At 48.0% G+C, this 12,871-nt stretch carries 10 protein-coding genes and 1 tRNA gene; 8 read left to right on the top strand and 3 right to left on the bottom strand.

Annotated features, from left to right (window positions below; all coding sequences use genetic code 11):
- Position 1 precedes the first annotated feature (1 nt).
- Positions 2-2,524, bottom strand: a complete 2,523-nt coding sequence (locus PHG53_09300) for a glycoside hydrolase family 9 protein (protein MDD5381813.1) — start codon at positions 2,522-2,524, stop codon at positions 2-4.
- A gap of 237 nt (positions 2,525-2,761) precedes the next feature.
- Between PHG53_09300 and PHG53_09305 the strand changes: the two genes are divergently transcribed.
- The 7 genes from PHG53_09305 to PHG53_09335 all read left to right on the top strand — a co-directional run bounded on the left by PHG53_09305 (position 2,762) and on the right by PHG53_09335 (position 9,502).
- On the top strand, positions 2,762-3,232 hold the full coding sequence (locus PHG53_09305; GenBank protein ID MDD5381814.1) for a hypothetical protein: 471 nt from the start codon (positions 2,762-2,764) through the stop codon (positions 3,230-3,232).
- Positions 3,233-3,331: 99 nt separating this feature from the next.
- Complete coding sequence (locus PHG53_09310; GenBank protein ID MDD5381815.1) at positions 3,332-4,807, top strand: endo-1,4-beta-xylanase; 1,476 nt, start codon at positions 3,332-3,334, stop codon at positions 4,805-4,807.
- A 25-nt stretch (positions 4,808-4,832) separates the two neighbouring features.
- Positions 4,833-5,195, top strand: coding sequence for a helix-hairpin-helix domain-containing protein (locus PHG53_09315; GenBank protein ID MDD5381816.1), 363 nt, complete (start codon positions 4,833-4,835; stop codon positions 5,193-5,195).
- A gap of 42 nt (positions 5,196-5,237) precedes the next feature.
- Positions 5,238-7,127: a tetratricopeptide repeat protein gene (locus tag PHG53_09320; protein ID MDD5381817.1), complete on the top strand. Its 1,890-nt coding sequence runs from the start codon at positions 5,238-5,240 to the stop codon at positions 7,125-7,127.
- 65 nt (positions 7,128-7,192) lie between these two features.
- Positions 7,193-7,681, top strand: coding sequence for a hypothetical protein (locus PHG53_09325; GenBank protein MDD5381818.1), 489 nt, complete (start codon positions 7,193-7,195; stop codon positions 7,679-7,681).
- 4 nt (positions 7,682-7,685) lie between these two features.
- On the top strand, positions 7,686-8,588 hold the full coding sequence (locus PHG53_09330) for a hypothetical protein (GenBank protein ID MDD5381819.1): 903 nt from the start codon (positions 7,686-7,688) through the stop codon (positions 8,586-8,588).
- An 11-nt stretch (positions 8,589-8,599) separates the two neighbouring features.
- Entirely contained in the window at positions 8,600-9,502 is a 903-nt protein-coding gene (locus PHG53_09335) for a homocysteine S-methyltransferase family protein (GenBank protein MDD5381820.1), read from the top strand.
- A gap of 20 nt (positions 9,503-9,522) precedes the next feature.
- On the opposite strand, the gene PHG53_09340 is transcribed toward PHG53_09335, so the two are convergent.
- The gene (locus PHG53_09340; GenBank protein ID MDD5381821.1) at positions 9,523-10,833 is read right to left on the bottom strand and encodes a 3-deoxy-D-manno-octulosonic acid transferase; all 1,311 of its coding nucleotides are present in this window, start codon (positions 10,831-10,833) and stop codon (positions 9,523-9,525) included.
- Positions 10,834-10,972: 139 nt separating this feature from the next.
- Positions 10,973-12,604 carry an aspartyl protease family protein gene (locus PHG53_09345; GenBank protein MDD5381822.1) on the bottom strand — a complete coding sequence of 544 codons (1,632 nt, stop codon included), beginning with the start codon at positions 12,602-12,604 and terminating at the stop codon, positions 10,973-10,975.
- A 153-nt stretch (positions 12,605-12,757) separates the two neighbouring features.
- Here PHG53_09345 and PHG53_09350 point away from each other — a divergent pair.
- Positions 12,758-12,831: transfer RNA gene (locus tag PHG53_09350), tRNA-Arg, on the top strand.
- Positions 12,832-12,871 lie beyond the last annotated feature (40 nt).

The following is a 12,871-nucleotide window of genomic DNA, read 5'->3' on the forward strand; positions in this document are numbered from 1 at the left end:
ATTAGTTTCCATTTAATAAATCGTTTGCGGCGTTTACGAGAAAGATATACGCAGCAGCGTTGCCGATGGTATACTCGTTCTCAGCCCATAAGAAGGGCCAGTCTTCTTTGTTTTCGGGGAAGTCTGGTTTAATGATAAGCACGCCCGGGACGATGCCGCCGGCGATAAACGAGTAGTCGGCGCGATTGTTCCCGTAAGCGATTTTTTTGGAGTGGGTTCCGACGGCCGAGACGAAAGAGATGTCGGAGGCGGGATGGCAGCCATAAATATAATTCAATCCGCTAAGGGTGTATTCGGGGCCAATGATGTCAGGAAAGGCCTTGTGCAGGTAATAATTAGTTATAGCGGAATAGATGACCAGGCCGCTACCTGCCCAGCCGCGAGTTGAGATGGGGACGCCGAAGGGGTTTTGCTCGTAAAATTTATCGAGCTGTTTTTTATAGTTCCTGGCGAGTGACTCTAATTTTTCCGAGTAGGATTTATCCATATATGGTATTGCGCGGATGGCTACAGGGGCGCGAAAACTGAAACGTTCGTCATTAATATCAGGGATTAGCTGGTTTACTCTTTCAGCATATTTAGCGTTTTTTGTGCATATCAGAAGTTCAACGGCTGCGGAAAGCTCCTCAGCTTCCATCTGGCCGCCGGTGGTGTTTCCGAAACTGAATAAATTCGGCTCGTGGGCGTGCTCCTCGTCCCAGACTTTTTTAGCGGTTTCCAAACATTCGTCGGCGAGGGGGTCATTGTATCCTCGCAAGGCGCGACTTGCGGCCGCCAATGCAGCGATAGAGCCGTAATTGAGCGGAGTTGATTTACTGGTGAATGCCCATCTGTCATCGGGAGTGCCGCTGGTGAAACCATCGGATTCGTGCGGCTGCAGTTCGGGATTGTAAATGAGGTTGTCGGTCATCGTTACGCCGTCGCCGAGATGGGTGTATTGTGAGAGGTCGGAGACAATGATGCCGTTAATGGCGTGGCCAACAGCCCTGTGCTGGGCGATGAGGGCGAGAGTGCCGTGTTCTATCTGCTGAAGCAAGTCGGGTATGCCATCCGGATGATGAATATCGACGAATCGGATTTTCTGGTCGATAGCAGTTTCGTCTCTTTTCAGGCGGAAGGATTCCCAAGTGTGAGCCAGATTTGATACGACGTTATAATGAGATGGAGTTCGGATATCAAAATCGCCTGCATCGAACCAGCCGCCGACGTTCAAGCCGGGGATATGCTCACCTGGTTTGTAAGGTGAATCCGTTGTGGGGCCCTGAGAGTACAAATCAAAATGCTTGTGATTTACCGGCGCCTGAAGGGCATCATCAAGATGCGCTGCACCGTGCCATACTTTATAAGCCTCATTTACGAACATGTGGTCCATCTGGACAGGGAGATACACATCAAGGGTGGGGTGCCAGGCGTTTTCATAAATATCCGGCGCAATCCTGAAGGGCTTTGTGCGGACGCTGCCGTATTCGATTGCATACAGGCCGGTTTCCTTTACCGGCGTGAAATCAAAAGTGGAATAATTATATCTAAGGAATTTACCCCAATTTTTTGTCGGGGCTTTATATATTTCGATGGATTCGCCGGTCTCTGTGATTTTCAACAAACGTGCCGAGGGCAGGGGCGTATCGTTTTTGTCTAATTCGATGACAGCAACTTTATTTTGGCTGGGATGATAGCCGAGCTGTGAATGTGCGATGACCGGCGGACGGGTCCAATTGGGAATGGTATTGGCGGTAAGGAACCACTCGATAACTTTGCCGGTTTTAGCTTTGGGGACGAGGGTGCGGACAACGAACCAGCCGTTTTGGGCTTTATTGCGGCCATCGAACAATAAGAGGTCATAATCTTTGGCTTTGATAGTGACACGCCTTGCGGGGTCTTCTGGGGCGAGGACTAGAGTTTTGCCTTTGGCAATCGGGTCGGGTTCTGTGGTACCCGCTTTGTCAACGGTCATCGGGCCGGAAGGGTAGAGTGGGAAGGCACCGCCGACGCTATCCATCAGATATGCTTTTTCGAAATAAGCGGAGGGCAGGAATTCGAGATTGAGACCGGCACGACCGACGAGGGCCTGCGGAAGCGGCTTTTCAAGATTGACGCTTAGAAGTATTCCTCCGTTGTGCGCCTCGGCTTTTATCGTGTAATTGAAGTCATAGTCGGGATAAGTTAAAGATGCTTCGATGCTATTATTTTGCTTATTTACTTTACGTTCTACAAATTCAGGTTTGGGGTCCCATTGTTCCGGGGTCGGGTTGAGGCGGATATCACCATTTGTCGCGGTCCGGACCTCGTGGTGGATAATTTCAACGCCGCTTAATTTAGAATCATCAAAAAAGTTGACGTCATACCAATTACTGAAGACCATCACATTAAGCCCGCAGGTTTCAAAATAGTCGAGGTCATTCAGTTTTAGGCCATCCGCTTTTGGGGTGTCTATGGTGCGATGTGTCTGGTCACAGCCAAGAGATAAAAAGGCGATTGCGGTGATTAGAACAAGCGTTAATGCTATTAAACTTTTAGAATACATTTTAGCGTCCTTAACGGAATAATTTTATGAGCAAAATAAGCCCTTCGGAGGCAATATGCAACCATTTTTTGCTAACGAAGATTCCTGGATGGGCAGGGGACAAACAGGTCCCATAAGTCGGTTGTCGATATTAGAAGTTTTATTTTGCGGCAAAAATCGGCCAGTTAAGAAAAGTTGCGTGCAGAATATACCGAAGTTTCGGGTTAGAACTATTACTTAATAGAAGGGGTCTATTGAATGGATACAGGAAACTGGCTGGAAACACCGGGTTGTGCGTTAGATGAGCAGATAGCGAAAGAGATTTTTGACATTCTGCCCGAGCGAGGTCCTATCGTGGTGATTATGGACAGAGAAGGCCACAGGTGGGTCAGCGACCCTGAGAAATTTTCCAAGCTGAGTGTCCGTGACTCTTTTTGGAGTAAACTTTGCGTCAAAATCGACGACGGGGATGAGCCGGTTGTAACACAGGCGGACGATTACGGCATTGTAGCAGCAGAATTAGCCACCGAGGAAAGCAAGTGCGGATACGTTGTTATTATCCTGCCGCAATACAGCTCCGAATCGACGTTAGTTAATATTAACCTGGTAGAAACATTGCTTAATCAGATAGATTTGATAGCCAAGCTGATTGAGAAAAATAATCAACTTTGCGAGCTTCAGAGAAAGCAACTCAGCTCGTACACGCAGCAAGAAACATCCTCAAATTGACATATCCGCCGGAGACGGGATAAATTTAATTGTGTTTAAGCTTGTAACTGCTATAATTCGGCGACAAGTTACACAGGACAGATTTATTTTGAGAGACAAATGAGATTTCAGGTTTTTAAAAACGGCAAGGTCGTAGATAAATTCGCGCTGTGCGGAGCCTATATGTTCGGGAGCGACGGGATAGCCATTCGCCGGGCGCAGATCACATTCAAAGACGGGATAATCGAGTGTGAGAAGCCGTCCGGAGAAACAGCAGGGCTGGCGTTGTTATGGCCGATAGATGGTTTTGGGAGGGTACTTTTGCCGACGACCTTCCTGCCTGAAAGAGAGCAGCCATATAATTTGAATGTCGAGATAACACGCGCGAAGTTAATGCAAATCATTAACAAGCGGGAGGACTGGTCATTTTTCAATCAATTAGAGGATTTGACGGATTTCGCCAAAGAAGCGCAGGACTTATTTATCCAGGCGATTCAAAACATTTCCGACGCGCCGCTGGCAGCTGAATTAGCGGACAAATCCCTTGAGAAAGCCATAGTCTTATCCGAGAAGCTGGCTGGGAAACAAGCCGACACACTTTTTGAGGCGCGAAACAAGGGCCACGGCTTCGGCAAAGGGTGCTTCGGCTGTCAAGTAGACACCAGAGAGATTAGCAATCCCAAGTATCTTGAGAAGCTGCTCAAATTATTCGGTTCTGCAATAATACCTATAAACTGGGCCCAGATAGAGTCTCATAAAGGCACTTACGATTTTTCAACGGTTGATGCATGCGTTGAAGCACTTAGTAAAAAGAAACTTGCAATCGGTGCTGGACCGTTACTTTGCTTTTCGAAGGGATATTTGCCCAAGTGGCTGCTGCGGAGCGGAGCGGAGTTTGAAAAGATTCGCGAAGCTGCGTATCAATTCGTTTTAAGTATGGCTACTCGATACTCAGGCAGTATTCACGCGTGGCGAGTTATAAGCGGTCTTAACGTATTTAATCACTTCGGGTTCAGCTTCGAGCAGGTTTTGGAAATGACGCGAGCGGCCAATATGGCCGTAAAACAAGGCAGCGACAGGGCCCTGAGGATAATAGAAATCAGCAATCTGTGGGGCGAATATTATGCAACAACACCTAATACCATTCCGCCATTGGTGTATGTTGATATGGTAGTTCAGGGCGGGATTAGTTTTGACGCGTTCGGGCTGACTATGCCGTTCGGCAAGAACCAGGCCGGTATGCAGATTAGAGATATGATGCAGATATCGGCAGGATTGGATTACTTTGCGTTCGTAGCCAAGCCCTTATGTATAATCAATGTGGAGGTTCCGAGCCAGGACGGCAGCGGATTATATGATAGCGAGGTTGCCGGGGTATGGCACGAGAAGTGGGACCAATCACGGCAGGGACAATGGATTGAGCAATTCTATAAGATAACCCTTAGCAAACCATTTGTCGACATGGTAGGATATTCGAACCTTGCCGATACAGATGACAGCACTATAGCCAACAGCGGTTTGTTGACGGCCGAGCTCGAACCCAAGGAATCGTTTCAGACCCTGAATAAGCTTCGCAGCGCTATTTTCAGAATGTAGGTAAAAGGTGAGTTGAAAATTAACCGTGACAACCGATAGTTTTATCCAACGAGCCGATACGCTGCAGAACAAGATTCAATCATTTGCGTTCTGTTTAGCATTAAGCGCAGCTGTTTTAATATCTGTTTGTTTTACGGTTTCTATCGCCGGCGGATTCGAACATCCTGGCGAAATCAGGATAGAGAGCCAGGTGAATCCGAATTATGCGCCGCGGGCAAGTTTAGCGAGATTACCCGGTGTAGGTAATAGACGAGCCGAGGAGATAGCGGCTTATCGGGAGAATTTCAGCGATAGAAAAGTGTTTCGAGATTGCGAGGATTTGCAGAAAGTCAAGGGCATAGGGCCTAAAACAGCGGAAGATATATGCGAATGGCTGAAGTTCGAATAAGAGTAACCATCCTCGCCTCTGACCTTGGTGGAGAAGAAAAAAATGGACGAGTTGAAAGTCAATAATCATAACGAGGGCCAAAAGATTACCGAGGAAACAAAAGGCATCGCCAAACGCAGCTTTCGGATTGCATGTATTATTTTTTCCCTTGCGCTTGCTGTTCGCCTTATATATCTTTATGAAAGCTCGGCCAATCCATCGTTCCAGGTTCCGATTGTGGATTCCAAAATTTATGACGAAACTGCCAAGGCGCTTATCTCCGGCCAAGGTACGGCGAGCAACCTTTTCTGGCAGCCGTTTTTTTATCAAGTTTTTCTGTCTGTAGTTTATTTATTCAGCGACAACTCAATTGTTTTCACGAAGATTCTTCAGGTTCTGTTGGGGGCTTTGACCTGTGGGCTGACCTATAAGCTGGGTAAGAAGATTTTCGGCGAGCGAACCGGCATCATAGCAGGGCTTATTGCGGCGTTTTACGGGCCGCTGTTATTTTATGAATCGGAACTTCTTGCGACAGGATGGGCTGCTTTTTGGGCGGTGGTGATAGTATGGCTTTTCCTGGAAGTGAAGGAGAAAGACAAGAGCAAGCAGTGGTTTTTGCTGGGGCTATGCGGGGCTTTGGGCATTATTACCCGTCCTGAGTTTATCCTGTTTTTTATTGCCGGTTGTATCTGGCTGCGGTTTCAAGTGCCACGAGAGCTATCGCTTGCGACCAGGTTTGCCGCTGTTTTCGCAGGTATCGCAGTGGTTGTAGTGCCGGTTGGTATTGCGTCGGTGTATGCTACAGGAAGATTTTCGGTTGTCCCATCTTCGGCCGGGATTAACTTATACATCGGGAATAATCCGGATTATTGCAAGATGCTGACTATCCGGCCGGGCGAAGGATGGGGCGAGCTTATAGGGCTTCCGGGGCAATCCGGGATGGGAAAGAGTGTATGGGATGAGGACAAGTTTTTTAAGCAGCAAGTGATGGAATACGCGAAGAATCAACCCCTTGATTTTGCCAAAGGGCTGGGGCGCAAGACTCTGGAGTTTATCAGTTCAAGGGAAATTCCGAGAAACTTAGATATATATCTGTTCGGCAGGTGGTCACGGTTACTTAGTCTGCTGACGTGGAAAGCCGGGGGGGTTGGGTTTCCATTCGGGCTTATTTTTCCGCTGGCGGTATTGGGCATAATATTCAACTGGAAACGGATTCCAGCACCTGTGGTATTTTTTATAGCGTTGTATCCATTGTCTATAATTTTAGTTTTTGTCGCAAGCCGTTATAGGGTGCCGATGGTTCCGATTCTTGCTATTCTTGCATCGGCGGGATTGGTCGGCGCAGTCGAGATGTTTCGGCAGAAACACTGGCGAGAGGTTATACTAATGGGCGCTGCGGCTGGGGGGGCTGTTTTGCTATCGACCCTGCCGGGACCGTTCTGCGAAGAACAAGTGAATTTCGAGCCTGAATTTTACCAGTTTGTTGGTCATGGGATGGTTAAGCGAGGTTTTTATGATAAGGCAATGGAGTGTTTAACCAAGTCCCTGCAAATGAATCCGGATTACAATGAGACTTATTTTTATATAGGAGAAGCACTTAGAGGACAAGGTAGGTTCGATGAGGCAATCGAGAATTACAAGAAGGCACTTGGGCTGAAGCTGGACAGTTCTATCGAATATGTTGCGCATAATAATCTTGGCGTGGTGCTTGCAGGACAAGACAGGCTGGATGAGGCAATCGAACAATATAAAGAGACAATTCGGCTGAAGCCGGATTATCCAATTGTTCATAATAATCTGGGCATAATACTGTTGAAGCAGGGTAAGACGGACGAGGCAATCGAATGTTTTCAAGAAGCACTGCGATTAAAACCTAACTTTCGTGAGGCGCGTGAAAACCTGGCCTCGGCGCTTGCGCAGCAGAAGGAATCGCAAGAAACGGTTCAACAATAACTTATTAGAGTGACCGGCCTTAATTTATGCTGGAAATGCCGGCTTAATAGCAGAGAGCAGAAAGAATGAGTGATTGGGAAATAGATAAGCCGCTGGGGCAGTGCAGCGGCAGCGGTAATAAAATCGGGTATGAGGAGGAATATTTTGCCGCTCTGGTTGAAACTGGTGAAGGATTGTCGCGGCGGGATTTTTGCGCCGATTACTGGCAGGCTGCAAAGCCAAATGTGTTCTGTTACTGGAAAACCAGACTGCCGCGGCCCGATGAGAAGAAACACAAATTTATTGATGATGAAATGCTGATGGCTTTTTTTGAAAGGCTGGGAAAGGAAACAGAACAGGAAAGAATAAATTTTCGCTTTGTGCTGGCATTGGTGCTGATGCGGAAAAGACGCTTGAAATATGACTCATCCAAAATCGAAGGCGGTAAAGAAGTTTGGCGTTTGAGAATAGCGGGTGAGAAGGAATACGTCGAGGTAACAAATCCCAATCTTGATGATGAACAAATTAAGCAGTTGACCAGCCAGATAGGCGAGATTCTACAAACGGATTTATAAAAAAATGGAAATCCGAAGTTCAAGGCCAGAAACCAATATAATACTGTTTCTCATTGCTGCTATGGAGATGTTAATTTTTGGGGGCTGCGCGGCCCAGATGGGAAGGTCGGTGCGGGTGTGTCCGGGAAAGGCATCTGCAGCCGAGTCGTTATCTTTACTGAGAGTGCAATTAGAAAATGCGGTGCCGCTGAAAGCAGATGGGCAGTGTCTTTTGCAATATTACACCGAGAAGGGGAAACTTAAAAAGGAAAATTTTCCAGTGAAGCTGTGGGTGAATCCCGCCCCTGCGGCAGGGGCGGGGATGAACCCGCCGGCTGAAATCTATATGCAGGGCGATATTGCTTTCGACCCGAAGGGGATTGTTCTCGGCTCAAATAAAGAAGAGTTTTGGCTGGCGGTGAGATTGAAAGAGATAAGCGGTTATTGGTGGGGACGGTGGTCGGGGAGAGAATATCCTGAAAAGCTGATGATTAGTCCGAGATTGGTGCTCGAAGCTTTAGGGGCAGCGGCTGTCGGGGACGAAGAGGGGTGGTCGCTGTCGAATGAGGGAGCGTTTGACGTACTTACAAAACAAGAGGGCGGCATCGAGACCAAGAAGATATATATTAATAATTGTGATTATTTAGTCAGAAGAATCGAATATTACGACGGCGGCCGGGTCGCTGTTATTGTGGAATTGGACAAATACAAGGAGATATCCAAGAACTTTTTTGTTCCACGCATCGTAAAGATAGTCAACCGTGCCGGCGGCAGCAAGGGAGATTCGGTACAAATTACTCTCGGCTCTGTTAAGCCGGTGAAATTTACCGATAAGCAGCGTGAGCGCCTCTTTGTTCGTCCGCAGGAGCAGGGTTTTAAGCAAATTTACAAAATTGTTGATGGTAAGATTATCGAACAACCCAAATAAGGGCAGGGTTTATGGCCAAAATAAGCTTGAGAGAAAGAATAAGTAAGGGCGTATTTTTGTTAGACGGCGCGATGGGGACACAATTGATTGCCCGCGGCATTGAATTGGGCCGATGCTACGATTGTTTGAATATTGAGCAGCCGGATGCCATTTTGGAGATTCACCGAGCATATCTGGAAGCAGGCAGCGATGCGGTTTTGACCAATACGTTCGGTGCCAATAGATTCACCTTGGCCCGGCATGGGTTTAGTGATAAGGTCAGGCAAATCAATATAGCCGGAGCACAAATAGCTCGCGAGGCAGCAGGCGAGGACAAATACGTATTAGGCGATATCGGGCCAAGCGGTGATTTTCTGAAGCCTTTGGGAAACTTAGAGCCGGGAGGATTAAGAGAGGCTATTTTTGAGCAGGCGAAGGCACTTTCGGAAGGAGGGGTGGATGGTTTTATAATCGAAACGGAGACAGCCCTTGATGAAGCGACAATTACAGTCGAGGCAGTAAAACAGGTAAGCGGAGATTTGCCGGTGTTTGTATCATTTGCTTTTGACTGGGTTGCCGGTGATTTTAAAACGATGATGGGGGTTGATGTCAAATCAGCGATTACAAAGATGGTTTCATTAGGCGTCGATGCCGTCGGGTTTAACTGCGGAACGGTCTCGCTCGATGAATATGTAGAATTGGCAAAGAAGTTTGTCTCTACGGTAAAGACCTTAAATAAGAAGGTATTAGTTTTTGCAGAGCCGAATGCGGGTAAGCCAGAACTGGTTGACGGCAGAGCGGTTTATAGGGTAACGCCTGAAGATTTTGCGGCGGCGGTGGAGAAGATACATTCAGCCGGCGTAAATATTATCGGCGGCTGTTGCGGAACAACCCCGGAACATATTAGAGCGTTAGCTGAGATTCTGAAAAAGTAGATACTGGATAAGTTGTTTTGTTAAGCGTTGTCCAGGAATTTTGCGATATGGTCGATGGTTTTTTGGGTTGCGCCTTGGTTATTTCGGATTACGTTTTGGCCATTGCGGGCGATTTTTTCGGTGAAGTCGGGGTCACTTAGGCACTTCTGCATTGTTTCGAGCAAATCCTGTTTGTCTTTTACCATAATTCCGCCCTGAGCGGCTAAAAGGTCGTCGGCGGTCTGCTGGAAGTTATGAATCCATGGGCCGAAGATTGTGCATTTGCCCAGCGCGGCAGCTTCAATCATATCCGAGCCGCCCATTGGGGCTAGAGAACGGCCTGCAAAAATTATAGTCGCGAGGGAGTAGAATTTACGCAGGTCGCCCATGGTATCGCCGAGGATAACCCGTGACTCGTTGCCCGTGACTTGTCGCTCGTTGTTTTTGATTTGGCTATATCGGATGAGGTTGAAGCCGGATTGTTCTATGAGTTGAGCGACTTCGTCGAAACGTTCGGGTTTTCGGGGGACAATAGCCAATCGCAGGTCTTTGAATTGTTCCTTTAGGTTTTTGTATACTTCGAGAATGATTTGCTCTTCGCCTGGGCCTGTTGCGCCAGCGACCCATAACTGAGTTTTGAGTTCTGAGTTTTGAGTTCTTAGGTTCAGTTGTTCGGCGAGCGTATCTGTGCCATCAACTTTGTCGGTGATTTGGGCAGTGTCATATTTGAGTGAGCCGGTAACGAATACTTTTGCTCTTTGGCAGCCAATTTCTATGAAGCGCTGAGCGTATTCGTCCGTCTGGGCGAGAACGAGACTTAATCTTCTGAACATTTCCTTGGCGAGCGGTTTTATCTTTTTGTATTTAGAGAAACTTCTGTTGGTTAATCGGCCATTGACCACAATGACAGGGGTATGCAACTGGTTTGCAATTAGGACAAAATTGGGCCAAACTTCCAGTTCCATCAGGATGCAGGCGACCGGCTGGATTCCGAGAAAGGCACGTCGCATCGTACAGGAGAAATCGAACGGGAAGTAAAAGACTTTATGACTAGCACCGAAGACGGTGGTTGCACGGGCGAAACCGGTGTCGGTAGTAGTGCTTATTACGATTTCGAAACTGGTGAATCTTTTTTTAAGCTCTTCGACGAGGGTCTTAGCTGCGTTGACCTCGCCGAGGCTTACGGCGTGGAGCCAGATGCATTTTTTCAGGGCTGGGTCTTTGCGGGCAATTCTGCCAAAGCGATTAGCCCAGCCGGCCCGATATCGTCCGTATCTGACCATCCGATACAGAACGAAGGGGGTAATTGCGAAAGCTATCAGCAAATATACACAATCGATGATGAATTTCATTTTACACTTTCTAAAAAAGCAGACAGGCGATTACGAAGTAATAAATGATATTTGAAAAGCTTTGGTTTGTCAAACAAATCTGGATTCCCGCTTGCGCGGGAATGACAAGGGGACGATTTACGAAAATGACGTTAGATTTTTAAAGTTCCACACTTTCAAGCCAATGGTTGGCCAGCACGGCGAAATCAAGGAAATTGACGATGCCATCAGGACTCGACGTCGGAGCCAAATCACATTGCGAGTTCCAGTCCGGCGAAGATGGAGTTTGGAGCCAGTGGCTGGCTAACTCGGCCAGGTCCAGGAAGTCCACCTTGTGGTCACCGCCCGGCGGTGCAATGTCGGCAATAAGAGGCATAAGAGCAAATTCGATGGAAGGGTCATCCAGCCCCAAGAGGCCTCCGCCCCGAAGTACGAAGTTAAGCTCAACGAAAAGGTTCATGCCGATTATGCCATCGGCGGTTCCGCCTTCGGGCGAGGCAACGTCAAGCAGAATAACGGGGATGTCTGTGAAGGAGAGCCATTCGCCCAATGCAGGTATGTCAATTGAATCGATGTAAAAGCCGGGGGCCATTATGATATCGCCTGTAACTCCCTGTATCTCGACCTCAAAGGCTGGGTTAGCTGGATTGAGACCGAGACGGGCAGCCACTCTTGAGCCGACAACAGTGACCTGGGCGCCGGTGTCGAGCATAAAACGGTCTTTGTCGATAGCACTTTTACTGCCTTCGTAAAGGTCAACACTGTGGACAAAAAAGATGCTTTGAGACAAGTTGCCGATTATTATGGAGGGGCTTGCTGGAGGAAGTTCAAAGGGGTTAAACGGGTCGATATAGGGAATATATTCTACGTCAATACCGCCGAGAGGCCGCAACTCCAGAGGTATTTTGTTGGAATAGGTCGGGCAGCAGGGGTCAGAGAGTTCATAAAATGATATGTCCGGACCTGTGAAATCCTCGCTGCCATGGGAAATGGTGATTTGACGGTCGTTATGGAAATCCGCAGCAAAGTAAACAGACAGAGGCGAACCAATGGCTGTGGGTAAGTTCGGTGAATCGAACGCATCACCTACGACGACAGAGACGTTAGTCTCGCCGACCATGCCGGAGGTGTCGTAGAGCATACCATCAGGTTCTATCGCACCGAGTCCATCGATGAAGATGCCCAGCGGATAGCTTACCCAGGCAAAGACCGAGCCGGTGACGCCGGAAACCTCAACCGTATTTGAGGTAAGGTATGGACCGGAAAGGCCAGCCTGGCTGGCGGCAGCGTGACTGATTATGTGAGCGCTGGCACCTGTGTCGAAGATGCCGACGGCGTAGTCAGATTCCGGATTGGGCGTCAGGTAGCTTCCGGAGACGAAATCTATTGGTACTGCATCAAATCGCAAATCATCTTCGTTGAAACGCTCGTTGGTTACGGCAACGGCTATCCATGGAACGAATCCGTCTACGGGAGGCGAGTCAATCACAAGGGCAATCATGGAAGCGGGGGTTTTCTTAGCAAGGGGCGCAAGGCGGAAGGCAGCTTCTGCTGGAAGAACTTTTTTATGCAGGGATGCCGGCCGACGGCCCTTTCGTTTACCGAACATCGGCGGCGTTTTTTCTTGAGGGTAGTTGACGGCCTTGATGGAGCTGCCGCCGGTCATACGCCAATTAACTGGTTGTCGCTGCCAGTCCGGCTTTTTGGCTTCAACGGCAGGAATCCAGCAAAGGACAGCAATGAACAACAGAACAAAGTTTTTGCGGCACAAAAGGCCTTTATTATCTGACATTAAATTATTACCCCTTCTCTAAAGCACTATTGTAACATATTTATACAGAAATTGCACGTATAAAATTACCTATACGGCCGCGAAGACGTGGTACGGCCAGATATATTCTTGACTTATCTGCCGTTTTGGCGTAATAAACAGCAGCAGGTGCTCGTCCCCGTAGCTCAATTGGACAGAGCGTTGGCCTCCGGAGCCAAAGGTTGTGAGTTCGAGTCTCACCGGGGATAGTTAAAGGTGAGCCATTTTGATTGTTCACAGCCAGCTTTT

This window comes from Phycisphaerae bacterium (assembly GCA_028714855.1).
Taxonomy (GTDB): Bacteria; Planctomycetota; Phycisphaerae; order Sedimentisphaerales; family Anaerobacaceae; genus CAIYOL01.